This window comes from Megalodesulfovibrio paquesii, assembly GCF_054653055.1.
In genome coordinates this window covers 52358-75943 of record NZ_BAAIGQ010000007.1, presented here as the reverse complement: position 1 = coordinate 75943, position 23586 = coordinate 52358, and the positions used below count along the sequence as shown (strand labels likewise).

Annotated in this window: 20 protein-coding genes; 13 read left to right on the top strand and 7 right to left on the bottom strand. The window is 62.8% G+C overall.

Annotation, left to right across the window (positions count from 1 at the left end; genetic code table 11):
- Positions 1–15: 15 nt before the first annotated feature.
- The 8 genes from ACYQ00_RS16770 (at position 16) to ACYQ00_RS16735 (ending at position 6068) form a co-directional block, all read left to right on the top strand.
- Positions 16–849 carry an outer membrane lipoprotein-sorting protein gene (locus ACYQ00_RS16770; protein ID WP_460033234.1) on the top strand — a complete coding sequence of 278 codons (834 nt, stop codon included), beginning with the start codon at positions 16–18 and terminating at the stop codon, positions 847–849.
- A complete protein-coding gene (locus ACYQ00_RS16765) occupies positions 849–2138 on the top strand; it encodes a hypothetical protein (protein ID WP_460033512.1) in 1290 nt (429 codons plus the stop codon). The genes ACYQ00_RS16770 and ACYQ00_RS16765 overlap by 1 nt, the downstream gene beginning before the upstream one ends.
- Positions 2139–2203: 65 nt before the next feature.
- The gene (locus ACYQ00_RS16760; RefSeq protein ID WP_460033233.1) at positions 2204–2842 is read left to right on the top strand and encodes a methyltransferase domain-containing protein; all 639 of its coding nucleotides are present in this window, start codon (positions 2204–2206) and stop codon (positions 2840–2842) included.
- Between the two features lie 10 nt (positions 2843–2852).
- Entirely contained in the window at positions 2853–3419 is a 567-nt protein-coding gene (locus ACYQ00_RS16755) for a flavodoxin family protein (protein ID WP_460033232.1), read from the top strand.
- Positions 3420–3696: 277 nt separating this feature from the next.
- Positions 3697–4443, top strand: coding sequence for a sulfite exporter TauE/SafE family protein (locus ACYQ00_RS16750; RefSeq protein WP_460033231.1), 747 nt, complete (start codon positions 3697–3699; stop codon positions 4441–4443).
- A 120-nt stretch (positions 4444–4563) separates the two neighbouring features.
- Entirely contained in the window at positions 4564–5040 is a 477-nt protein-coding gene (locus ACYQ00_RS16745) for a hypothetical protein (RefSeq protein WP_460033230.1), read from the top strand.
- Positions 5037–5639 carry a hypothetical protein gene (locus tag ACYQ00_RS16740; RefSeq protein ID WP_460033229.1) on the top strand — a complete coding sequence of 201 codons (603 nt, stop codon included), beginning with the start codon at positions 5037–5039 and terminating at the stop codon, positions 5637–5639. The genes ACYQ00_RS16745 and ACYQ00_RS16740 overlap by 4 nt, the downstream gene beginning before the upstream one ends.
- Before the next feature lie 171 nt (positions 5640–5810).
- Positions 5811–6068 carry a hypothetical protein gene (locus ACYQ00_RS16735; protein ID WP_460033228.1) on the top strand — a complete coding sequence of 86 codons (258 nt, stop codon included), beginning with the start codon at positions 5811–5813 and terminating at the stop codon, positions 6066–6068.
- A gap of 17 nt (positions 6069–6085) precedes the next feature.
- On the opposite strand, the gene ACYQ00_RS16730 is transcribed toward ACYQ00_RS16735, so the two are convergent.
- From ACYQ00_RS16730 to nikA, 5 genes are all read right to left on the bottom strand, one after another.
- On the bottom strand, positions 6086–6928 hold the full coding sequence (locus ACYQ00_RS16730; RefSeq protein WP_460033227.1) for an ABC transporter ATP-binding protein: 843 nt from the start codon (positions 6926–6928) through the stop codon (positions 6086–6088).
- Complete coding sequence (locus ACYQ00_RS16725) at positions 6925–7776, bottom strand: ATP-binding cassette domain-containing protein (protein ID WP_460033226.1); 852 nt, start codon at positions 7774–7776, stop codon at positions 6925–6927. The genes ACYQ00_RS16730 and ACYQ00_RS16725 overlap by 4 nt, the downstream gene beginning before the upstream one ends.
- Entirely contained in the window at positions 7773–8726 is a 954-nt protein-coding gene (gene nikC, locus ACYQ00_RS16720; protein ID WP_460033225.1) for a nickel ABC transporter permease subunit NikC, read from the bottom strand. Before nikC ends, ACYQ00_RS16725 begins: the two co-directional genes overlap by 4 nt.
- The gene (nikB, locus tag ACYQ00_RS16715) at positions 8723–9664 is read right to left on the bottom strand and encodes a nickel ABC transporter permease subunit NikB (protein ID WP_460033224.1); all 942 of its coding nucleotides are present in this window, start codon (positions 9662–9664) and stop codon (positions 8723–8725) included. The genes nikC and nikB overlap by 4 nt, the downstream gene beginning before the upstream one ends.
- A gap of 107 nt (positions 9665–9771) precedes the next feature.
- On the bottom strand, positions 9772–11331 hold the full coding sequence (nikA, locus tag ACYQ00_RS16710; RefSeq protein WP_460033223.1) for a nickel ABC transporter substrate-binding protein: 1560 nt from the start codon (positions 11329–11331) through the stop codon (positions 9772–9774).
- A gap of 372 nt (positions 11332–11703) precedes the next feature.
- Here nikA and ACYQ00_RS16705 point away from each other — a divergent pair, with 372 nt between their 5' ends.
- Positions 11704–13839 (top strand): methyl-accepting chemotaxis protein, encoded by a 2136-nt coding sequence (locus ACYQ00_RS16705; protein WP_460033222.1) that lies wholly within the window; start codon positions 11704–11706, stop codon positions 13837–13839.
- A 183-nt stretch (positions 13840–14022) separates the two neighbouring features.
- Positions 14023–15759, top strand: a complete 1737-nt coding sequence (locus ACYQ00_RS16700) for a sensor histidine kinase (protein ID WP_460033221.1) — start codon at positions 14023–14025, stop codon at positions 15757–15759.
- 36 nt (positions 15760–15795) lie between these two features.
- Here the strand turns inward: ACYQ00_RS16700 and ACYQ00_RS16695 are convergent, their stop codons facing one another.
- Complete coding sequence (locus ACYQ00_RS16695; protein WP_460033220.1) at positions 15796–16314, bottom strand: hypothetical protein; 519 nt, start codon at positions 16312–16314, stop codon at positions 15796–15798.
- A gap of 462 nt (positions 16315–16776) precedes the next feature.
- Here ACYQ00_RS16695 and ACYQ00_RS16690 point away from each other — a divergent pair, with 462 nt between their 5' ends.
- From ACYQ00_RS16690 to ACYQ00_RS16680, 3 genes are all read left to right on the top strand, one after another.
- The gene (locus tag ACYQ00_RS16690) at positions 16777–19464 is read left to right on the top strand and encodes a cation-translocating P-type ATPase (protein ID WP_460033219.1); all 2688 of its coding nucleotides are present in this window, start codon (positions 16777–16779) and stop codon (positions 19462–19464) included.
- A gap of 326 nt (positions 19465–19790) precedes the next feature.
- Positions 19791–21722, top strand: a complete 1932-nt coding sequence (locus ACYQ00_RS16685; protein ID WP_460033218.1) for a HAMP domain-containing methyl-accepting chemotaxis protein — start codon at positions 19791–19793, stop codon at positions 21720–21722.
- Between the two features lie 27 nt (positions 21723–21749).
- Positions 21750–22286, top strand: coding sequence for a chemotaxis protein CheW (locus ACYQ00_RS16680; RefSeq protein ID WP_460033217.1), 537 nt, complete (start codon positions 21750–21752; stop codon positions 22284–22286).
- Positions 22287–22548: 262 nt separating this feature from the next.
- Here the strand turns inward: ACYQ00_RS16680 and ACYQ00_RS16675 are convergent, their stop codons facing one another.
- Entirely contained in the window at positions 22549–23178 is a 630-nt protein-coding gene (locus ACYQ00_RS16675) for a S24 family peptidase (RefSeq protein WP_460033216.1), read from the bottom strand.
- Positions 23179–23586: the final 408 nt, after the last annotated feature.

The window sequence follows — 23586 nt, the reverse complement described above, 5'->3', positions numbered from 1 at the left end:
GAAAGGAGACTGCAGATGAAAACCATCCTTGGAACACTGCTGGCAGCGCTCTGGCTGGCGGCCCTGGCCGGGCAGTGTGCTGCGCAGGAGGCGGCCCTGCCCGTGGAGACCATCGTGGCCAGAGCCAACCATGCCTCGCTGTATCAGGGGCTGGACTGCAAGGGCACCACAACCATGACCATCACCGACAAACAGGGCCGGGAGCGCACGCGCCAGTTCAACATGCTGCGCAAGAATGGCGACACCCGGGACCAGGAACAGCGCTACTTCGTCCACTTCCAGGAGCCTGCCGACGTGCGCAAGATGGTCTTCATGGTCCACAAACACGTGGGCCTGGGCCAGGACGATGACCGCTGGCTGTACATGCCCAGCCTGGACCTCGTCAAACGCATCGCCGCCAGCGACAAGCGCACCAGCTTTGTCGGATCAGACTTCCTGTATGAGGACATCTCCGGCCGCAACCCCGAGGAGGACGCCCACGAACTGCTTGCAACCACAGCAACGGCCTATCTCGTCAAAAGCACTCCCAAACAGCCGGATGCCGTGGAGTTTGCCGCCTACATCGCCCACATCGACAAAACCACCTTCCTGCCCATGAAGATCGAGTACCTCAAGGCGGATACCAGGCCGTACCGTGTCATCGAGGTCCTGGCCGTGGACGCGGTCGAGGCCATGGAAGACGGCCAGCCCGTCCGCTATCCCACGGTGGTCCACTCCCGGGCCACGGATCTCGAGCGCGGCAGCCAGACGGACATGCGCTTTGCCAAGGTGCGTTACAACCTCGGGCTGGAAGACTCCCTGTTCACGGAGCGTTATCTGCGGCGCGCGCCCAACGAGGTGCTGGAGTGATGGGCCGCTCCCTGCCAAGTAAAGCCAGGCAGGCCGCCCTTGCCTGCCTGGCCCTGGCCTTCATGCTGATGACCCAGGCCAGCGGCTGCCGGGCCGAGTCGATCCTGGACCAGTTCAGCACCCCGGAGGTGCATGGATTCGTGGAAATCCGTCCCGGCGTCCGCACCCAGCCTGACCCGTACGAAAAGGAGGCCTCCCTCCTGGAAACCCGGTTGCAGGGGGAGGTGTCCACCCAGGCGGACTGGGTGCAGCTGAAGTTCAGAGGGGACGTCTGGTTTGACGGCATTCTGGAACAGGCGCGCTACGAGACCCGCGAGGCCTGGGCCTTTCTGCGTCCCGCCGACTTCATGGATCTCAAGATCGGGCGGCAGGTGCTGACCTGGGGTACCGGCGACCTGGTCTTCCTGAACGACCTGTTCCCCAAGGACTGGCAATCCTATTTCCTTGGCCGGGATGCCGAATACCTCAAGGCGCCTTCGGACAGCATCAAGATCAGCCTGTTTTCCGACTACCTGAATGCGGATTTCGTGGTCACCCCGCGTTTTACCGCCGACCGTTTCATCACCGGGCAATATGTCTCCTACTGGAATGGCCTGCTGGGACGCCTGGCCGGCAACAAATCACAGCTGGATGTCGATGCCCCGGACCACTGGTTCGAGGACGCCGAGTATGCCGCGCGGCTCTACCGGAACGTTGATGCCTATGAACTCGCACTCTACGGCTACCTCGGGTTCTGGAAAAACCCTGCCGGCTTGAGCGTCCTGGGAGAGGCCACCTTTCCGCGCCTGCAGGTTTGCGGTGCCAGCGCTCGTGGGCCCGTGGCCGGCGGCATCGGCAACCTCGAAGTGGCCTGGTACCATTCCCAGGAGGATCCCGACGGCCGCGACCCGGCCATCAACAACTCCGAAATGCGCTACCTCGTCGGCTATGCGCGGGAACTTGGCAGGGACTTTACCGGCAGTGCGCAGTATTATGTGGAACAGCTTCTTGACTACCAGCACTACCGGGACAGTTTCGAGGGCAATCACCCCCGCGACGAGTTGCGGCACGTGCTGACGGTGCAGCTCACCAAACTCCTCATGCACCAGAATCTGGAGTTGTCCCTGGCCGGCTATTGGTCCCCCAGCGACGAAGACGCCTACCTCCGGCCCAAGGCCCTCTACAAATGGACAGACCACATCTCCCAGGAACTCGGGGCCAACATCTTCCTGGGCCGGCAGGACGACACCATGTTCGGACAATACAAGGCCAATACCAACGTGTACATGGCCTTGCGCTACAGCTTTTAGCTTGTGCTGTTGGAACTGAATTCCTTCCTCCACCCGAACACGCAACGCTCTGGGAGAAAACCGCCATGCACGCAAATCATGCCACCACACCGGGCGCTCTGGTCCACGGGAGGCCCCGGCATCCATCGAGTTTCGGCATGCAGGCCCCGGAAGCCGTCTTCGGCCCCCTGAGGCTTGCGCCGGGGGACGTCTTTCTGGACGCCGGCTGCGGCCTGGGAGCCTATGCCCTGCACGCCGCGCAGCTCGTCGGGCCGCAGGGCGTGGTCCACGCCTTCGACGTCTCGTCCCGATGCATCGAGACGCTGGCGCAGCATGCCGCCAGCCGCGGTCTTGCCCAGTTGCGGGCTCACGTGGCGGATCTCACGCAGGGGCTGCCCGTGGCCGGGGGCACGGTCACAGCCGCGTTGCTGGCCGCGGTGGTGCAGATCCCTGCCGTGGCCCAGGCCCTGCCGGCAGTGCTGCAGGAGATGCGCCGTCTGCTCCGGCCTGGAGGCAGGCTTGGCATTCTCGAATGCAGGCACCACCTTTCTTGTACTGCGGAAGGGCTCCCGCGGCTGGTGGGCCTGCGACAGGCCCCGACCCTGGAGGAATGCGGTCTCTCACTGCTCGCCGTCGAGGATCTTGGCGGCAACTATCTTTCGTTGTTCATAAAACAACCACAATCGGGCCACTCCGCCTGGAGATTGCCCTTGGCCCACGTGTAAGGAGAAGCTGATGCAGTCGCTTGTTTTCTACGATTCCCTGGGCGGCAACACCGCCGCCGTGGCGCAGGCCATCCATGAAACCGTCCTGTCGATCTGGGGGCATTCGGACCTCGTCAAGGTCCGCAAAGACACCGCCGTCAATTTCCTGGACTATGACTTGATCCTGGTGGGCTCGCCGGTCATCGACTGGCTCCCGACCAAGCAGCTCATGGACTCCATCATGAGCACCATGAAATCGGAGAACGCAGCCGGCCGTATCCGACCTGCCTCGCCGATTTTGCCTGGCAAGTTCGGGGTGTGCTTCGGCACCTTCGGCGGACCGCATATTGGCGAACGTGAAGCACTGCCCATGACGGCCTGGCTGCGTGCCTTCCTGGAACATCTCGGATATCTCGTCCTGGACGCCTGGCATGTGCCCGGGGCCTTCAAGAATCGAGACGAGCTGAACCGTTATGGACGGCTGGGGGACATCCGTCAGCGCCCCGGCGAAGCCGACCTCGCCGACATCAGAAACCGGACTGCCGGGCTGCTGGCTTCCCTGGAAGCATATCAGAAGGCCGGAACGCCTTGCGCATGAGCCGAGCCAGGGACAAGAAGTGAGCTGTCCGGCCCTTTCCAGGCCAATTGAACCCTGGAGAAGTGGGCTCCGGAAGAAAGCGAGGAACCATAAGGAAAGGTGGACTTCTGGATGAGCAGATGATAGGCCGCCTGCGGGAGGCGGATCGTGAACCGCCACCGCAGGTGCAAGCCCTGTTCGGGGGCCGGGGCACCCAGGATTTCAGGGGGCTGGATGCGGATCCAGCCCCTCTCTTCGTGGCGATGCAACTGCATGCCACCCGTACCCTGAGGCTGTCATGCTCGTCATATTGTGCATTGTTTCTTTTGTGGCCGGCCTGGTGGATAGCATTGCCGGCGGCGGCGGCCTGCTCATGCTGCCGGCCCTGCTGCTCAGCGGCCTGCCCCCCCAGCAGGCCCTGGGCACGAACAAGTTTGCCGCCATGTTCGGCACCATGACCGCCCTGCTGAACTTCATCCGCAATGGCAAGCTCCTCTGGCGGCTGGCGGCCGTGGGCGCGGGCTTTTCCATCGTCGGCTCCATCCTGGGCACCAAATGCGTGCTGCTCCTGAGTCAGGAAACCACCGCCACGGCCATCCTCATGCTCCTGCCCGTGGCCGCCCTGGCCACTTTTCTGCCCCGCAAAAGCACCAAGTCCGAGCTGCACCAATTCACCGCCAGGGAGCAGTATGTGTACGTCCCGCTGATCTGCCTGGCCATCGGGCTGTACGACGGCTTCTTCGGTCCCGGCACGGGCACGTTTCTCATCCTGGCCATGTACCTGCTGGTGGGCATGCATCTGACCAACGCCTCGGCCCTGTCCAAGGCCTTCAATCTCGCGTCCAACGTCGGCTCTTTCGTCACCTTTGCCCTCAATGGCTCCGTGCTGTACAAGATCGGCCTGCCCATCGCCATTGCCAACCTGCTGGGCGGCTACCTGGGCAGCACCCTGGCCATCCGCTCCGGACAGAGACTGATCAAGCGGACCATGCTTCTGGTTTTCATCATCCTGTTCATCACCATCGTCATCAAGGAATTCTGCTGATCGGGAGAAGCCCCTGCTGCAGCGAACTTGACGCCAGAGCCGGACGGCTGCTACACAGAGCATTCTTTCCCGAGGGCTTTGTAATAGTTTCGCACCCTTCCGGATCGTGATGCCGTAGCCGTGATACCCACCGCCCCTGGCGCCCTGCCTGCGCCCTCCATGAATATGCTGGAACAGCTGGTGTTTGCCCTCGCCTCAGGTGGGCTGGTGGTTTTTTTGGTGGGGCTGGGCTGCCTGCTGTGGCTGGCGGTGTATTTTCTCAAGACCCACTGGCAGGTGGAGTGGACTCTGCGCCGGCATACCGCACGCCGGCAGGCCCTGCGTGAGCAGGGGCAGTTCACCCGGGAAGAGCTGCTCGTCCTCCGGCAGCGCGGCAATCTGGCCGAGCTGGCTGCCCTGGTGCGGGAACAGCTTGTGGCGCGGCGCGAAGCCATCTCGCTGGGACTTTATCATCAAACGCTTGAATCTATTCGTGATCTTGTCGCCACCCTACAGTTCGCCCGATTGCACGCCCTGCATGAGCTGTTGGTGACGACGGACGCGGCGCAGACCTCGCCCAGGCTGCAGGCATTTCTCCGCCAGGAGCATCATCCATGACGTCCTCCCCCCTTTCCGGCGACAGTACCGACAACCATGCCGACACCTCCCCCCGCAACCTCGGGAGCAATATCGGCAGCTATATCGCCAACATCTTTCTGGCTGTGAAGACCGAGACCGCCGCCTGGAAGCAGGCCCATCAGCCGGAGCTGGACAAGCTGCGGCACGACCGGGCCGTGGCCGAGGTGGAACTGAAGCATCGCCTGGCCAAGATGGACATCCGCCTGCAGGAGGAATGCGCCCGCATCCGCATGGAAGAAGAGCGCCAGACCGCGCAGTTCCAGGAGTTTCTGGACAGCATCGACGAGATGAAAACCGCCATGCTGAGCACTTATGCCGGCATGCCCAAGCCCATTGCGCTGATGATCCACCACCACGCCGCCGAGCTGCTCAAGGAAGCCTGGTTCAGCCAGGACACCCGCGAACGCCTGCGCCACCAGACCCGCTTTACCGACCTGATGCTGACCATCACCGAAGACCTGGCGGCCCTGGACAACGTCGAAGCCGCCGGCGAGGGCGCGGCGGGCAAAAAGGCCCTGCCGGAAAAGACCCTGGCCTTTCTCAAGGACGAGTCCAATCACCTGCCGGCTGCTACTTAGCCGGCTGCAGGGATGATGCTTTTGTAAGGATCTTCGCGGACAGCCCCGGCCGGCCGCTTCTGGCATGCTCCACCCGATCGCCGCCGGCCATCCCGGCGCGACGGCCAGGCCGGCCCCGCGCACGGTCTGCCGTTTGGCAGGCAGCCGCCGGACGCCTCCGGAGTACCGCCCATGCCGTCTTGTCCGGTGCAGTATGCGCTGTGGCTGGCCCTGCTGAGCCTCCTGCCCCTGACGACAGCCCTCATGCCCATGGGCCTGCCCCAGGCCTGCGCCGGCGTGCCGTATTATCGCCTGCTGCGCCTGCCGCAGGCCGGGGAGCATGAACTCGATGGGGTGGCTGGACCGTGGGCATTGAGCAGTGGCACGGCAGCTACGCCCTGCGCTGCATCGCCCACGATCAGTGGACTCCCCGACTCCCTGATCACCTGACAGTGGCTCCGCACCGGTCAGTGCGCTTGCGTCCGTGCGCCCGACCGGGATGGCAGGAGCGGCTGGGATGGCTGGGGCGGCAGGGCCGGCAACACTCCGGCCAGCAGCGCGGCCAGGGCGGGGGACGCGGTTCCGGCCTCGGGCGACAGCGCGGTCAGATCCACAGGCGTCAGCCGCCCGTCGTCCATGAGCACGGCCCGGTCGGCAAAACGCCGGACCAGCCGCAGGTCATGGCTGACAAAGAGATAAGCCGTGCGGTGCGCGGCGCGCAGGTCGGTCAGCAGGTCGAGAATCCGGGCCTGGACCAGCATGTCCAGGCTGCTCACGGCCTCGTCCAGCAGCAAGAGCGCCGGCCGCGGGGCCAGGGCCCGGGCGATGCATACCCGCTGCTGCTGCCCGCCGGAGAGGGCGTGGGGCAGCTTGTCCGCCTCCCGGCTGGAGAGACCCACCTGCTCCAGGAGTTCATGCACCCGCCGCGTGCAGGCTGCGCCGCGCAGCCCTTCGAAGTTGCCCAGGGGCTCGGCAATGCTGCGGCCCACGGTCCAGCGCGGATTGAGGGACCCGGCGGCATCCTGAAACACCACCTGCACCATGCGCCGCACGGACTTGCGTTCCCCGTGCCGCAGGTTGTGCAGGTTCCGCCCCTGCAGCAGCACCCGGCCCGCGTCCGGCCGTTCCAGGCCCAGGACAATGCGTCCCAGGGTGGACTTGCCCGAGCCCGAGCGGCCCACCAGGCCCACGCATTCGCCCTCCTCCACGGTCAGGGAAACGTCCTGCAACACCGGCACCGTCTCGTGCCCACAAAAGAAGCCGCCGCGGATGTAGGTTTTGCTGACGTGTTCGATGGCAAGCAGAGTCATGCGGGGATCTCCTGACGGGTGGTGTCTTCAAGCTGCAACCCGTACAAGGCCAGATGCGCGGCCATGAGCCGGCGGGTGTAGGGATGCTGGGGTGTGCGGTAGAGCTGCGCTGCTGGCGCATGCTCGACCAGATGACCATGGCGCATCACGGCCACGTCATCGGCCAGCCGGGCCACCACGGAGAGGTCATGCGTCACCAGCAGCACCGCCAGGCCGCGGCGCTGCCGCAGGGAATCCAGCACGTCGAGGATTTGCGCCTGGGCTGTGGCGTCCAGATCTGTGGTCGGCTCGTCAGCCAGCAGGCAGGGGGCGTCCAGCAACAGGGCCATGGCAATCATCACCCGCTGCAGCATGCCCCCGGAAAGCTGAAAGGGATACAGCGGCAGGAGAGACATGGGATCCGGCAGGGCCGCCTCAGCCAGGGCCGCAGCCAGCCGCGCGTCGGTCTCCCGACCGTGCCGCCCTTCCCCGGACTGCACTGCCCCGTGCGCCTGCAGTGTCTCCAGCATGTGGGTGCGGATGGTAACCACAGGATTGAAGCAGCTCATGGGGTTCTGCATGATCATGGCCAGCCGGCCGCCACGCAGCCGGCGGCGTTCTTCTGCCGGCAGGTCCTGAATGGGCCGGCCTTCCAGCAGCACCTCGCCCCGGACCATGGTCAGCCCCCGGGGCAGGAGCCCCATGGCCGCCAGGCAGGTCAGGGATTTGCCGCTGCCACTCTCCCCCACCAGCCCCAGCACCCGGCCGCGCCGCACGTCCAGACGCACACCGCGCACCAGCTCCACGCCATTGGCCGCCTGCACGGCCACGTCCCGCAATGCCAGGAGCACATCCTGCTGTCCGCTCATGCCCGCACCTCCACCGGCTCTTCGGCCAGCCCCTGCGCCGGGCCATCAGGATTGCCTGCACTGGCTGGCCCTGCAGTGACTGGAGCAGGACAGGCTGGCGCCTCCAGAGCGCCATGTTCATGGGCCACGATTTCCCGCAGGGCCGGGTCCAGGGCGTCGCGCATGGCGTCACCCAGCAGGTTGCAGGCCATCACCGTGATAAAGAGCATGGCGCCGGGGTAGAAGATCAGCTCGGGATGGGTCCAGACGAACTGGCGGGCGTCTCCAAGCATCACGCCCCATTCGGCCGTGGGCGGGGTCACGCCCAGGCCCAGGAAGGACAGGCCGGACACGTGGAGCATCATGTGCCCGATGTCCAGGGTGGCCAGGATGACCAGCTGCGCCGCCACCGGCGGCAGGAGGTGCCGCACCAGCACCTGCAGCCGGCTGGAGCCGGCCACTCGCGCCGCAAGCACATACTCCCGATGCTTGAGGGAAAGGATCAGGCTGCGGATGATCCGCGCGTACCAGGCCCAGTGCGTCAGGGTGATGGCCAGGACCACGTTGCCCATGCCCGTGCCCAACACGCCCACCATGAACATGGCCAGGATGAAGGTGGGGAAGGTCAGGAACACGTCGCACAGACGCATGAGCGCCGCATCCACCCTGCCCCCGGCAAAGCCAGCCACAGCCCCCACCACCAGACCCAGCAGGCAGATACAGCCGGCAATGGCCGCCACGCAGCCCAGGGAAACCCGTGTGCCGTAGAGCAGCCGGGTCAGCACATCGCGGCCCAGGTGATCACAGCCGAGCCAGTGTTCGGCTGTGGGCGGGGCGAACTTCAGGGCCAGGGTCACTTCGTCCGGGTCATACGGCGAAAGCACCGGCGCAAAGGCGCCGGCCAACCCCAGGACCACCAGCAACGCCAGGGCCAGGGGCACGACAGGATGACGCGATTGCAACCACTTCATGCGGCAGCCTCCCGAAAGCGAATGCGCGGATCAAGCCAGGCGTAGACAATGTCCACCACCAGATTCATCAGCACAAAAATTACGGTCATCAGCAGGATAAAGCACTGCAGCACCGGGTAATCCCGGTTGTAAATGGCCGAGACGGCGTAGCGGCCCAGCCCCGGCCAGGCAAAGAGCGTTTCCGCCACCACGGCCCCGCCGAAGAGTTCGCCAAGATGCATGCCCACGGCCGTCACCACCGGGATGCAGGCGTTCAGAAAGATATGCCGCCCCACCACGCGTGACTCCGGCACCCCCCGGCTGCGGGCAAAGAGCACGTGCCGGCCGTGCATGTTCTCCAGCATGCTCGCCCGGATGAGCCGGGTGTTGATGGCCAGGGACATCAGGGACATGGTAATGGCCGGCATGATCACATGGGCCACCCCGCCCGATCCCATGGACGGCAGCCAGTTCAGCTTGACCGAGAAGATCCAGATCAGCAGGAAGCCCAGCCAGAAATTGGGCATGGACACGCCAAAAAAAGACACCGCCCGGGCCAGCTGATCCGGCCAGCGATCCTTGCGCAGGGCGGACCACATCCCCAGCGGCAGGCTCACGGCCAGCGTCAGCACCAGGGACACCCCGGCCAGCAGCAGGGTCTTGGGCAGGTAGTGCAGCACGTCGCCCAGCACGTCGTTTTTGGTCACGTAGGAGCGGCCAAAGTCCCCGCGCACGGCCTTGCCCAGCCAGTCCGCATACTGCACCGGCAGGGACCGGTCCAGGCCCAGCTCCTCGCGGGCCAGGGCCAGATTCAGATCCGTGGGCGGGACCTGGGAAAGCCGCAGATAGGCCATGGCCGGATCCCCCTGCCCCAGCCGCAGCACCAGAAACACTGCCACGGACACGGCCAGCAGAATCGGCACCAGCACCACCACACGCCAGAGAATGAACCGAAGCATCTTCTTGTCCTTTTTGGAAAAACGGCTTGGCGAAGCTGTTCCCCCCGCAAAGGGGTCCAGGGGGGATTATCCCCCCTGGCTTCCTTCTTTCCTTCCTCACTCTTCCCCTACTTCTTGCCAATTCCCTGCGCAGGCAGTTCGCTGTCCGTGGGACCGAAGGCGACGCCTTCGATGCGGTCCTTGGGCCAGACGGCGATCATGGTCTGGTAGGAAATCGGCAGGTAGACGGCTTCCTCATGCAGGGTACGCAGGATGTAGCCGTAGAGCTCGCGGCGCTTGCCTTCGTCCACGGAGAGCAGGACGTCATTGATGGCCTTGTCGATGTCCGCCTTCATGGGCAGACCGATCTGGGCCTGATAGTCCGCATGGGAGGGCGTGCGCATGGAGGAGACGAAGGAATGTGGATCGTACGGCGCACCCCAGGTTTCGCCAAAAATGAGACCGAACTCGCCGCTCTTCTGGCGGGCGTAGATGGAATCCGGCTCCTCACCGATGAGATTGACCTTGATGCCGACCTTTTTCAGGTCGCCCTGGATGGCTTCGGAGATGGATTTCTGCAGCGCGTCATTGCCGGTAAAGCAGAGATCCACTTCGCAGACCTGGCCGTCCCTGGCGCGGTAGTCCCCTTTCAGGGTCCAGCCGGCGGCGTCCAGAAGGGAGGCAGCCTGCTGCTGGTCAAAGGCATAGGGGGCAAGCGTCAGGTCGCAGTACGGCACGCTCGGGGAGAAGAGCGACTCGGCCTGCACTTCCACATTGTAGAAGATATGCTTGATGAGCGCGGCCTTGTTCACGGCGTGCAGGATGGCCTGACGCACGGCCTTGTCCTTGGTGGCGCCGCGGTTGGAATTGAGGGCCAGGGCCCGGGTGGCCGTGGGTTTGGAGACGGCGGTGGCATATGCCGGCATGGAGGCGAAACGCTGGAAGGCATCCAGGCCGATCTGCCCGCTGCCGTGGCCGCCGGTGCCGTAAATGAAATCAATCTCCCCGGTTTCCAGGGCCACGGAACGGGCGTTGGAATCGGGAATCACCTTGACAAGCAGCCGCTTGACCCGCGGCGTTTCGCCCCAGTATTTCTCATTGATTTCAAAGAGATCGTACTCGCCCTTCACGCTTTCCACCAGCTTGTACGGCCCGGTGCCGATGGGAGCCTTGATGCTCTTCATGGTGTCGCCATCGTCCGGGAAACCGGCCGGGGCGAGAAAGCGGATGGGCCGGATGAGGCAGATTTCCTGCAGCGCCGGGTAGTACGGATTTTTCAGGGTCACCACAAAAGTCTGTGGATCCGGGGCATCCAGGCGGTCCAGCTGGGCGATAAGTTCCAGCCACTTGTGGCGGTCCTTGTTTTTGAGCACGGCCTCCCAGTTCTGTTTGGCCACCTCGGCAGTAAAGGGCGTGCCATCGGAAAAGACCACGCCCTTGCGCAGATGGAAGGTGTAGGTCTTGCCATCCGGGGAAATCTCCCAGCGTTCGGCCAGGGCCGGCAGGATGACGCCGCCTTCGCCATAAGCCAGCAGGGAGTCATAGACCAGGTCCTGCGCGTACATCTGGCTGGGCGAATAGGCATGCGGGCTCAGGGGGCCGCAGTTGGAGGTCCAGGAGTAGACCAGGGTGTCCTTGTCGGCCTTGGGCATTGCCTGGGCCGGAGCGCTGCCAAGCAGAAGGAGCAATACTCCTCCCAGCACAAGCCCCAATGCAGGCCGACGCATGTTCGAGGACAAAACCACTTCGTACAACCAGAGCCCAAGGGCCGAGACAGGCGAGTGAGCAGTCACAGCATTCCTCTCATCGTTATGTTGTGATCGTCTCATTTTGACGAATACATTCATTCTTTATGGTACATATTTATTTTTCGTGTCACCAGTCGAGTACCCTTCTCGGTAGCCCACGTCAAGCGCCGCTCCTTACACATAATTACAAATGATAATTAATTTCAGGCCACTTGACGTCTGTGGCTGCGGGAATGTACCTAACAGCCAAACAGACAGTCCCTCCGGCGCACCCCCCAAGGCGCCGTCACCTTTCCCCCGGATTTGTTTCCCATGAAGAACCTGCGTCTCGCGTATAAAATCACCATCGGATTCGTTCTGGTGCTTGGCATCACCTGCGTCCTGGGCGTCTTTGCCCTGCTCCGCATGAACGCTGCCCAGGAATACTCCAGCAGAATGCGCCTGGAGTACGTGCCTGAGGTCATCATCGCCAACAGGCTTGAACGGCATCTGCAGCAGGCCATGTTCACCCTGCGCGGCTACATTAATGAAGGCGAGGAAGCGCTCTTCACCCAGACCACGACCGAGCTTGCGGAGTTCAAGCGCACCCTGGACGAGGCGACCACTCTGGCCAAGAAGCACGAGCATCTCGTCAAACTGAACGAGGCCGTGCAAACCGCCAATACGGTGTTTTCCAGCTATGAGACCATGGTGGCGCAGTCCAAGGAGGCTGTTGAACAGCAGTGGGCGGCGCGCAAGAACCGGGTGACCCTGGCCGCCAACGTGGCGACCCTGCTCAAACAGTACCGCGAAAGCCAGAACAAGGCCCTTGTCGCCGACATCGAGCAGGATACAGACAATTCCAGACTGCTCGACCGCCAACAGAAGCTGCAATCCATTGCGGATATTACAGAATACATCACAGAAGCCCGCGTCAAGACGCTTAATGCGGATATTCAGAATGATGTCCGCCTGTTTCAGCAGGCCGCCATCGTCATTCCCAAGGCCGACGCCCTGCTGCTGGCCCTCATCAGCGCCACGGAGGACCCGGAACGCCGGGCGGCCCTGGAAGACGTTGAAAAACTGATCATTCAGTATTCCGCCATCATCGCCAAACAGGTCGAAGCCTCCAAGCTGCTTGCGGCCCTGGGCAAAAAGCGCTCGGACACTGCGCAGGAACTGCTTGCGCTCACCAAGGCCATTGCCCAGGCCGGCATGGACAACGTCTCCAAGCTGGCGGCGGAAACGGACGATGAGCTTGGACAGTCCGAGCAGCTTATGCTCATCGGGCTGCCCGTGGCTGTGGTGCTGGCTTCGGTCATCGCCCTGCTCATCACGCGGGCCATTGTCGGCCCGGTGCGCCGCGGTGTGGAGTTCGCCGGACTGGTGGCCCAGGGCGATTACAACCGCGTGCTGCACATTGATCAGAAAGATGAAATCGGCGAACTGGCCGTGAGCCTCAACTCCATGGTGGGCAGCCTCAAGGAGAAAATTGCCGAGGCCAATGCGCAGTCCGCAGCGGCCGACGCCCAGGCAGCCAAGGCCCAGGCGGCCATGGCCGAAGCCGACCAGGCCCGTCAGCGGACGGATGCGGCCATGCAGCGCATGGTGCGCGTGGCCGGCGAGCTGCAGCAGGTGGTGGAAGTGGTCACCTCGGCCTCGGAGCAGCTCTCCGCGCAGGTGGAGCAATCCAGCAAGGGCGCCGAGCAGCAGGCCCAGCGTGTGGCCGAGACGGCCACCGCCATGGAGGAAATGAACGCCACCGTGCTTGAAGTGGCCAAAAACGCCTCCCAGGCCGCCGAAACCTCCGACCATGCCCGCGGCAAGGCGCAGGAGGGCGAACAGGTGGTGGACAGCGTGGTCCAGCGCATCAAGGACGTGGAATCCCAGACCCAGGCCCTCAAGCGGGACATGGGCGACCTGGGACACAAAGCCGAGAGCATTGGAGAAATCATGAATGTCATCTCCGACATCGCCGATCAGACCAACCTGCTGGCCCTCAACGCAGCCATTGAGGCCGCGCGCGCCGGCGATGCGGGACGCGGCTTTGCCGTGGTGGCAGACGAGGTTCGGAAGCTGGCCGAAAAAACCATGGCCGCCACCAAGGAAGTCGGCACGGCCATCAATGGCATCCAGCACGGCACCCGTACCAACATCGACAATGTGGACCGCACCGCCCGCAGTATCAGTGAGGCCACAACCCTGGCCAACGCTTCCGGTGAGGCGCTTGCCCAGATTGTCCAGATGGTGGACGCTGTGTCGGATCAGGTCCGCTCCATTGCCACCGCCTCAGAAGAACAGTCTTCCGCCAGCGAGGAAATCAACAGCTCCATCGAGCAGGTCAGCACCATTTCCGCAGAAACCTCGCAGGCCATGCATGAGGCGGCGCAGGCTGTCTCCCAGCTGGCCCGGCAGGCCGCGGTGCTGCAGTCCCTCATTCGCGACATGCAGCGCGGGGATGCGGCATAACCAACCGCGCCCCTGCTTCAGGCGCCGGTCGAACAGGATTCGGCCGGCGCATTGCCTTGGCTGCCATATCCAGTCGCACCGGCGAGGTGCGTGTTCTTTTTCTTGTCTTCCAGACATCTTCATGAAATAAGCGTGAGGTGGCGCACTTCATGCTCTCCATTTTTCGTGCGCCGCCATTCTGCCATGACGAATTTTTTCTTCTTTCTGGCCGGATTTTTCCTTGCAGGCGCAGTCATTCTGCGACAGCAGGGCAAGATCAGGTTTCTGCAGTCGCAGGAAGATGCCTGCCGTTCACTGTTGCAAAACAGCAGCGATGTCTTCTATCGCACCGATCTGCAGGGCAGGCTGCTCATGATCAGCCAGTCCGCCCTGGAGCTGACCGGCTATGGCAGCATGAAGGAAGTGCTCCACCATCCCGTACATTCCTTCTGGAAGTACCCGCACGAACGCACGGCCATGCTCGAAGCCATTCGGCGCCATGGATCGGTACAGGATTATGAAGTCGTCCTGGAACGCAAGGACGGAACACTGGTGACGGTGGCTGTGACCAGCAGATTCTACACCGGACGGCACGGCATGGTGCAGGGGGTGGAAGGCATGTTCCGGGACATCACCAGCCGCAAGACCGCCGAAGCCGAACTGCAGGAAGCGGAACGCAAGTACCGGGAACTCTTTGAGCTGGCGCCGGTGGCCATTTTCCGGGCATCCCTGAAAGGGCGCTTCCTGACGGTGAATCCTGAATATTCCCGCATGATCGGCTACAGCTCGCCGGAAGAGATGATATCTTCCATCACCGACATCGCCTCCCAGCTCTACGAGAATCCCGCCGATCGGGACCGCTACCTCGAACTGCTGCGTACCCAGGGCCGGGCTGATGCCTTTGAAACAAGGCTGCGCAGATTGAATGGCGAGGTCTTCTGGGCGGCCATCACCACCCGGATCCGCCGGGCCTCTGATGGCGATACCGATTTCATCTACGGGTTCATCGTCGATATCACCCGCCAGAAGGAGGAAGCCCAGTTCCGGCTCCGCATGCACGAGGAACTGGAACATCAGGTTGCACAGCGCACCCGGGAGCTGGAACACAGCAACCGCAGGCTGCGCGAGCTGGACCAGCTCAAGACAAACTTCCTCTCCTCCGCCTCTCACGAACTGCGCACGCCCCTGACCTCCATCCTCGGCTTTGCCAAGATTACGGGCAAGGCGTTTCAGCGCTACGTCGAGAGCTGCCCCACGGCGGACCCTCTCCTGCGCGCCAAGGCCGACACCATCACCGCCAACCTGACCATCATCGCCAAGGAAGGCCTGCGTCTGGCCCGGCTGGTGAATGATCTGCTGGACGTGAACCGCATCGAATCCGGCGTGGTGGAATGGCGGCTGGAGGCGGTGGCCGTGTCAGACCTCATGCATGAGGCGGCCCAGGCGGTGTCCGGCGATCTGGCGATGCGCCCGGATCTGGCCGTGGTCATCAGCCCCGCATCTCCCCTTCCCCCCATTCTGGTGGACAAGGACCGCATGCAGCAGGTGCTGCTGAACCTGCTGCACAACGCCATCAAGTTTACCCCGCATGGCGAGATACGCCTGCTGGCCTCCATGGCGGAAGATGATCCGAATATGGTGGAAATGGTTGTGGAAGACGACGGCCCCGGCATTCCCGCCAAGGACCTTGAACTGGTCTTTGATAAATTCTTCCAAAGCCGCATGACAAACGTCAGCGGCCTGCCGGCCTTTGCCCATCCGGACATGGCCGGTGCAAAAGGCGCCGGCCTGGGCCTGACCATCTGCAAGCAGATCGTCGAACACCTGGGCGGGCACATTCATGCGGAATCCCCCGCCGGCACTGGCGCGCGCATCGTGATGCGCCTGCCAACCGGGGCTTCCCTGCCAGCGCCACCGCTGGAGCATCCGCAAACAGCCTGACTCCGGCACCTAAAGGGCTGCCCCTCGGCCAAGGCGCTATTGCGGCACGTTGGTGGACTCGGCGTAGTTAAAGCCGCCATGGGCCAGCAGCTGCCACACGGACGCCCAGCCATCCCCCCACTGCAGCCGCCGCGGCGCCGCAGGACGGGAACGTTCCAGCATCTTGCCACACACGCCCAGCATGCCGGCCTTTTGCAGCAGCTTGCGTGGCAGCTCCACCTGGCTGTGCTGGCCTTCCAGCAAAAAGCTGCAAAGTTCCTGCTGTGTATCAAAGACTCGCGCACTGTACAGCGTCATCCGTTCTGGCGCAGTAAGGCGCAACATGGACGCAAACACGTACTGGTCCGGAAGCGCCTTGTATATGGAGAGCTTCCACTCGGATGATTCCGAATGCACCATGCTGCGTTCCGTGATGGTTGCGACAAGCTCCCCCATAAAATCGAGGGTTCGCTTGCCATTCCTCGGAAGCGAAATCCATTTCTTGATCGGCGTGCTGCCAGCAAAAGCCGATCGCTGCGCGCGCTGCCGCATGAAGGTAGAGATGTCGAACGTCATTTCCTTACCCTCCAAGATTGTCAAATTATGACATGGTTACCGCTCCCCTCGCAGCGTGAGATCCGTGAATCTTCAATACATCCACAAGTGGGATGCTGCAGTGCTTCACGGATATTTACTGCACCTATTCACATCTTTTTAAATTTTTGTACAGGAAAAAATTGCATTTTCACAAAGATGCCACGTAGCAGACTCGTAATCGTGCGTGAGCATCTTCCCCTCTTGCAGCTGCGCACCAACTGCACTGCAGTCTTCTCCTTGGGAATGGCTTATTCGCAACCACTCAATACACCTGCATCATTGTCAAAATCAATTAAGGGAGCAGGTGGTTGCCATTACCCTATGCCACAGGACGAATGGTGTGTATATGGTTTTTTTTCTTTTGATGGTATCTTTTGACACATCCTCTCCTGAACAAAATTCTTGCATGATTCATGCCGAACATGCAATCGAGGTGCCGGCATGCCTGATTCCGCCCCCCCTGTGCAACCTCCCTGGACCGTGACGCCCGACGCACTGGCCCGCATGCTCAAGACAGATCTCCGCCTTGGCCTGGAGGAGGAAGACGCCCGCGCCCGCCTGGAACGTTACGGCGAAAACGTCATCACCGCCCAGAAGCAGGAGCCCTGGCATGCCATTCTGCTCCGCCAGGCGATGAATCTTATTGCCCTGCTGCTGGTGCTCGCCGCCGTCATGAGCGCCGTGCTTGGAGAATGGCTGGAGGTGGCGGCCATCGCCGTGGCCTTGTTGCTGAATGTGCTCATTGGCTTTATAACTGAACTCAAGGCCTTGCGTTCCATCGCCGCCCTGCAGCGCATGGCGCAGACGTCCGCCCGCGTGATCCGCGGCGGCCGGGTCAAGGAGATTCCCACCCCCCTGCTCGTCCCCGGCGATCTCGTGGCCCTGGAGGCTGGCGATGTGCTGGCGGCAGACATGCGCGTGGTGGAATCCTCCCGGCTGCGGGCCAATGAAAGCGCGCTTACAGGCGAGTCCCTGCCTGTTGACAAAACCGCGGAACCATTGCCGGAATCCACCATTCTGGCCGAGCGTGCGAACATGCTCTTCAAGGGCACGGCCCTGCATCTTGGCACCGGTCTGGCCCTGATCACGGCCACGGGGATGCACACGGAGCTGGGCCGCATCGCCGCGCTTACCCAGTCGGCCAGGGCCGAACAATCCCCGCTGGAAAAACGGCTCAACAGCCTGGGCGGCAAGCTCTTCTGGATCACCCTGGCAGTGGCGGGCGTGGTGGTGGCGGCCGGGCTGCACAGCGGCATGGCCCTGCCCTTCATCATCCAGACGGCCATTGCCCTGGCCGTGGCCACCATCCCCGAGGGCCTGCCCATCGTGGCCACCATCGCCCTGGCCCAGGGGATGTGGCGCATGGCCGCGCACAATGCGGTCATCACCAGACTGTCGGCCGTGGAAACCCTGGGCACGGTCAATGTGCTCTGCTCCGACAAAACCGGCACCCTCACCGAAAACCGCATGCGCCTCGATTCCCTGCTTCTGGCCCGGCAGGACGGTGCACCGGAAGCGGTTTCGTTCCAGAACACGCCGGCACATCCGCCACAGCTTGCAGCTGCCGTCCGCGCCGGCACGCTGTGCAACAATGCCCAGCTGAATCACGAGGATGACGACCCGGTCGGCGACCCCCTGGAACTGGCCCTGCTGCAGGCCGGGCGGACCATGGCCCTGGAACGCGATGCCCTGCTGCAAGATCTGCCTGAGCTGCGCGAGGAAGCCTTTGATCCTGAAACAGTGATGATGGCGACCTATCATCAAGATGGCGATGGCGTGCTCGTGGCCGTCAAGGGGGCGCCCGAACGCGTGCTGGCCGCGTGCAGCCGGGTGCGCACCCCCGCCGGCGACCTCCCCCTCTCGCCCGGGCTCCGGCAGGCCTGGGAAGACGGCAACGCCGCCCTGGCCGGCAACGGCCTGCGCCTGCTGGGGCTGGCGGAAAAGCGTGTCGAGTCCCCACAGATTGCGCCCTATGACCAGTTGACGCTGCTGGGTCTGGCCGGTCTGGCCGACCCGCCCCGAGCCGAAATGCGCGACGTGGTGGCCCGGCTGCGGCAGCAAGGCGTACGGCTGGTAATGGTCACCGGCGACCAGCCCGCCACGGCCCTGGCCGTGGGGCAGGCCCTGGGGCTGGTGGACGCCGCTGGCAAGGACGGAGGCAGGGTCCTGACCGGTGCGGATCTCAAGCCAACCCACACCCTGAGCCCCGAAGAAAAGCACGCGCTGCTGCAGACCAACGTCTTCGCGCGGGTCACTCCCGAGCAGAAGCTGGATCTCATCGCCCTCTATCAGGAAGCCGGGCATGTGGTGGGCATGACCGGGGACGGCGTCAATGACGCCCCGGCCCTGAAAAAATCCGACATCGGCGTGGCCATGGGCCTGCGGGGCACCCAGGTGGCCCAGGAGGCGGCAGATCTGGTGCTCAAGGATGATGCCCTGGCCACCGTGGCCATGGCCGTGGACCAGGGGCGAGTGATCTTCAATAATATCCGCAAATTTATTGTCTACCTCCTCTCGGGCAACGTCGGTCAGCTCATGCTCATCGGCGCGGCCATGGGCCTGGGACTCAGGCTGCCCCTGCTGCCCTTGCAGATCCTGTATCTGAACATGATCTGCGATATTTTCCCCGCCCTGGCGCTGGGGCTGGGCCAGGGCACAGGCGCGCCGCCCCCGCCCCAGCCCCGCGGAGTGCGCGAACCCGTGCTCACCGCCGGGCATTGGACGGCCATCTTCGTGTATGGTGCGGTCATCGCCGCCAGCATCTTCGGCGCCTACTGGCTGGCCCTGCACCGGCTGCTGCTGACCCAGGAGCAGGCCGTGGCCGTGACTTTTCTGACCCTGGCCCTGGCCCGCATCTGGCACACCTTCAACCTGCGGGAACCCGGCACCGGCCTGTTGGTCAATGACGTGACGTGCAATCCCTTTGCCTGGGGCGCGGTGGCCGTGAGCCTGGGGCTGGTGTGCATTGCCGTGTTCGTCCCCACCGTGGCTGCCGCGCTGCACGTCGTGCCTTTGGGGCGTGATGGCTGGCTGACGGTGTTGCTCTGCAGCCTCGCCCCCAGCGTGGTCCTGCAGCTGTATAAATCACTAATCAAATCAACACGCCCGAGGATATTCAGCATGTCCTGAGCCTGCGCCTGCCCAGATTTGCCTCTATTTCTTAACGATATTGCCATCATCAACCTCGTTGACTTCCTTTGTATACTAAGCAAAAATCGAAGAGTATCCTCGCCCTGCTGCTTCTTCCGCGCACGGGACTGCCCGTGCGCGGGGGCAATCACCCTGTGTTTTAGGGATTATTCCCTAACAACCTAGGGACAATACAGATCATTTGCTCCACCTGATTGCAAGACAACTCGGGGGAATCTTTTCTTTTTCTTTTTTATTCGCTATTCATTCCTTGACCAGTTTCATCTTGATCGCATGGGAGGTAACAACAATGAGAGGGGGTTTCCATGCAATGGTTCAATAATCTGAAAATCGGCACCCGGCTCCTGGCCAGCTCTGTGATCATCCTGTTGCTCATGGGCGGTGTCGGCTGGCTGGGCATCTCGGGCATGCAATCCATCAACAGCATGCTGGAAGGCATCTACAACAATAATCTTCAACCCATCGTCGATCTCGCGGATGCCAATTCCGAGTTCATCAAATTCGGACGCAATCAATATCGGGTGCTTGTCAGCACCAACGAGCGAGATGTTGATGACTATATCAAACGGGGGGAGACCAATCTCGCCAATGTTCACAAGGCGCTGGGAGAATATTCCCGCGCCGAGCTTTCCAGTAAGGAACGAGAGCTGCTGGAGAAATACCACGCCGCAGAGCAGGCCTATGTTGCGGAAATCAAAAAGTTCCAGCAAATGGTGCTGACCAAGATGGACAAGGACTACATCGTGGACTACCTGCTCACCACGGTGGCTCCCCTGGGCGTCCTGCCAGACCAACTCCTGGGCGAGCTGGCCGAGGAAAACCGCCTTCAGGCCGAGACTGCCTCAACCCAGGCGAGCGAAACCTACCTCGAGGACCGCACCCTCATGCTCTGGGCCATTGGCGTGGCCGTGCTGCTGGGGCTGGCCATGGGCGTGTTTTTGTCCCGGCTCATCTCCCGCGGCGTGCGCCAGTGCGTGGAAGTGGCCCAGGCTCTGGCCGTGGGCGATCTGACCAAGGAAATCTCCATCCGCCAGAAAGACGAGATCGGCCAGATGGCCGAGGCCATGCGCGCTGTGGCCGCCGCCGAGCAGGATGTGGCCGCCAAGCTCGGGCAGCTCTCCCTGGGCAATCTGTCTGTGGAGGTCACCCCGCGTTCCGAGCACGATACCCTCCTGCGCGCCATCGCCGCCATCATCGCTGCCGAACGCGAGGTGGCCGAGAAGATGAAACTGGTCTCCGAAGGTGATCTGCGCGTCAAAATGAATCCGCGTTCCGAGCAGGACAGCCTCCTGCGCGCCATTGCCGAGATGATCGAACGGCTGACCCAGATTGTCAGCGAAGTGCAGCTGGGCGCGCAGAACGTGGCCTCTGGCAGCGAGCAGATGAGCGCCAGCTCGGAATCCCTCTCGCAGGGGGCCTCCGAGCAGGCCGCCGCGGTGGAGGAAAGTTCTTCTTCCATGGAAGAAATGTCCTCCTCCATCAATCAGAATGCCGAAAACGCCCGCCAGACCGGGGCCATTGCCTCCAAGGCCGCCCAGGACGCCAAGGAATCCGGCGATGCGGTGAGCAACACCGTGAGCGCCATGAAGGAAATTGCCGGCAAGATCTCCATTATCGAAGAAATTGCCCGCCAGACCGACCTGCTGGCCCTGAACGCCGCCGTGGAGGCCGCCCGCGCCGGGGAGCATGGCCGCGGCTTTGCCGTGGTGGCCTCTGAAGTGCGCAAGCTGGCCGAGCGCAGCCAGACGGCTGCGGCGGAAATCAACAAGCTCTCCTCCACCTCCACGGCCGTGGCCGAACGCGCCGGCTCGCTCCTGGACAAGCTTGTGCCGGACATTCAAAAAACGGCCGATCTGGTTCAGGAAATCGCCGCCACCAGCCAGGAGCAGAACTCCGGCGCCAGCCAGGTGAACAAGGCCCTGCAGCAGCTGGATCAGGTGGTGCAGCAGAACGCCTCGGCTTCCGAGGAACTGGCCAGCACGGCCGAGGAGCTCTCCGCCCAGGCCGAGCAGCTCCAGGCCGCCATGGACTTCTTCATTACCGATGCCAAGCTCACGGCGCGCGTGGCCCAGGCACCGCCTGCACACAGTGCGCGTGCCACGCGCAAGCCTGCCACGCGCAAGGCCGCCACGTCACGCCCCACCACGGCGCACCGCAATGGCCTGACCCTGGATTTGACCGCCGCTGAAGTGGAAGACGATGATCACCACTTCGAACGGTTCAGCTCCTCGCACTAACCGGAAACCAGGGGAGAGCGAGCAACCATGAGCGCACAACAGGTGACACAAGATCAGGGCTTTCTGCGGCTGTTGACCCTCACTTTGAACAATGTCTACTTTGCGCTGGATATTCATTCCGTGCGCGAGATTCTGGACATGACGGACATCACCGGCATTCCGCACACGCCGGACTACATGCGCGGGGTGGTCAATGTCCGCGGCAGCGCCGTCCCCGTGGTGGACCTGCGGCTGAAGTTCGGCCTGCCCGAGGCGGAGCGCACCCTCAACACGCGCATCGTCATCCTGGAGGTCCCCCGGGGGGACGGCGTGGCGGCCACCGGCGCCATCGCCGACTCGGTCAAGGAGGTCCTTGAGGTGGAAATCTCCAGCATTGATCCGCCACCGCGCATGGGCACTGGCGTCAAAACGGATTTCATCCGCGGTATCTGCCGGCACAACGAACGGTTCCTGCTGATCCTGGATGTGAGCAAAATCTTCTCTTCAGACGAAATACTGAGCCTGGACGGCCTGGAAGCTCGCGAGACCCCCCAGGCCGACGGCGAGGCTGCGATGCCTGCATGAGGCTGCACTACATTGTGACTTCCGGACAGAGCCGCCGCCCGGGCGGCGGCTCTGTCCGTTCGCGGCATCAGCCAACCGCGGGTGTCATGGCCACGAACGAAAGTGGCAGGAATATCATCGGATTTCGTGGAGGAACGTCAGCCGAAATGCAAGGATTCTGCCTGACTCACGGGACCTGCGCCTCCGGGGGCCGCCCTGCAGGCGGCCCGGTGTTGCATCTTCAGTACAGATGTCTATTGAGTGCGCAATACTCGCGGCGGTTTCATTTCCGCGTCATGTCGCTCCAGGCCCAGACAATGCGACCGATCAACGCGCGACGCACATCCCCGCCAAACACTTTATCAAAGTTAAAAATCCGCGGCGGATGCCCCTTGGCATTGTCCGAGTAGAAGACCAGACGCGTGGTTGAGCCTTCCCGGTCAAAAACAACGCGCTTCACGGCCACCCCCTCGCCTTCCTCCTTCCCCCCCCCGGGCTCGCGCACCATGAACATGTTGCCGGGCGGCTGCGGATCGGCCATCTCCGGGCTGACTGCGCCTTTGTCGACAAGCAGGATATCGCCCGGATGCAGCGTGGGCAGCATGGAATCCTGCTGCTCGCCCAGCCGCACAGCGCATAGATCGCGCGACAGGGACGACAAGGAATGCGCATAGACGATCATCCATTCCGAGACGTGCTCCTCAAGGATCAATCCTGCACCAGCAGCAGCGCCCTGTTCCACAAATGGCACCGCCACGAACCCCTTCACGTCGAACGGGATCTCGCACCTGCCCCCCCCGCATCCGCCCGCCTCGCGCGCTGTGCATGGCGCCAAGCCTCCCAATTCGCGAACACCCTGCGCTGCCTGACCGGGAAAAACGATTTTGGCGCCAAAATCATCAAGCCAGCGCATAAAATCTTCGGCCGACGTATCCCTGCCGTGTGTAAATACGCGATTTGCCGTGGCTTTACTCGTTTTGAGTCGGGCAAGATTTTCCCTGCTGGTAACAGCCTCCCCGAGTTGGCCTCGAAGCCATAACCTCGCGACTTCGTAAGGTGTTTTCATTATGTCAAGGATAACACTCCCAGGATTTTCGCTCCAGGAACACATGTGAGTCGAGCACTTGCAATGCGTATCACATATGGTACAGTCGCCCTCATGATCCAGAGCAAGCATGGTCCCACCCCCCTTCAACCATTCGGTAATTTTTGCCTTTCCCCTCCCGGGCAGGCTGCCGGCGTGTTGAACGCCCGTCGGCGAGCCGTCTCAAAAAAGACCCAACACGGGCATTGCCTGAAACACGTTGCAGACATTCCGCAG

What these genes read in the sequence shown, in the direction of transcription:
- ACYQ00_RS16770 (WP_460033234.1), top strand. Translation starts at nt 16, where the DNA reads ATGAAAACCATCCTTGGAACACTGCTGGCAGCGCTCTGGCTGGCGGCC.
- ACYQ00_RS16765 (WP_460033512.1), top strand. Translation starts at nt 849, where the DNA reads ATGGGCCGCTCCCTGCCAAGTAAAGCCAGGCAGGCCGCCCTTGCCTGC.
- ACYQ00_RS16760 (WP_460033233.1), top strand. Translation starts at nt 2,204, where the DNA reads ATGCACGCAAATCATGCCACCACACCGGGCGCTCTGGTCCACGGGAGG.
- ACYQ00_RS16755 (WP_460033232.1), top strand. Translation starts at nt 2,853, where the DNA reads ATGCAGTCGCTTGTTTTCTACGATTCCCTGGGCGGCAACACCGCCGCC.
- ACYQ00_RS16750 (WP_460033231.1), top strand. Translation starts at nt 3,697, where the DNA reads ATGCTCGTCATATTGTGCATTGTTTCTTTTGTGGCCGGCCTGGTGGAT.
- ACYQ00_RS16740 (WP_460033229.1), top strand. Translation starts at nt 5,037, where the DNA reads ATGACGTCCTCCCCCCTTTCCGGCGACAGTACCGACAACCATGCCGAC.
- ACYQ00_RS16735 (WP_460033228.1), top strand. Translation starts at nt 5,811, where the DNA reads ATGCCGTCTTGTCCGGTGCAGTATGCGCTGTGGCTGGCCCTGCTGAGC.
- ACYQ00_RS16730 (WP_460033227.1), bottom strand. Translation starts at nt 6,928, where the DNA reads ATGACTCTGCTTGCCATCGAACACGTCAGCAAAACCTACATCCGCGGC.
- ACYQ00_RS16725 (WP_460033226.1), bottom strand. Translation starts at nt 7,776, where the DNA reads ATGAGCGGACAGCAGGATGTGCTCCTGGCATTGCGGGACGTGGCCGTG.
- nikC (WP_460033225.1), bottom strand. Translation starts at nt 8,726, where the DNA reads ATGAAGTGGTTGCAATCGCGTCATCCTGTCGTGCCCCTGGCCCTGGCG.
- nikB (WP_460033224.1), bottom strand. Translation starts at nt 9,664, where the DNA reads ATGCTTCGGTTCATTCTCTGGCGTGTGGTGGTGCTGGTGCCGATTCTG.
- ACYQ00_RS16705 (WP_460033222.1), top strand. Translation starts at nt 11,704, where the DNA reads ATGAAGAACCTGCGTCTCGCGTATAAAATCACCATCGGATTCGTTCTG.
- ACYQ00_RS16700 (WP_460033221.1), top strand. Translation starts at nt 14,023, where the DNA reads ATGACGAATTTTTTCTTCTTTCTGGCCGGATTTTTCCTTGCAGGCGCA.
- ACYQ00_RS16695 (WP_460033220.1), bottom strand. Translation starts at nt 16,314, where the DNA reads ATGACGTTCGACATCTCTACCTTCATGCGGCAGCGCGCGCAGCGATCG.
- ACYQ00_RS16690 (WP_460033219.1), top strand. Translation starts at nt 16,777, where the DNA reads ATGCCTGATTCCGCCCCCCCTGTGCAACCTCCCTGGACCGTGACGCCC.
- ACYQ00_RS16685 (WP_460033218.1), top strand. Translation starts at nt 19,791, where the DNA reads ATGCAATGGTTCAATAATCTGAAAATCGGCACCCGGCTCCTGGCCAGC.
- ACYQ00_RS16680 (WP_460033217.1), top strand. Translation starts at nt 21,750, where the DNA reads ATGAGCGCACAACAGGTGACACAAGATCAGGGCTTTCTGCGGCTGTTG.
- ACYQ00_RS16675 (WP_460033216.1), bottom strand. Translation starts at nt 23,178, where the DNA reads ATGCGCTGGCTTGATGATTTTGGCGCCAAAATCGTTTTTCCCGGTCAG.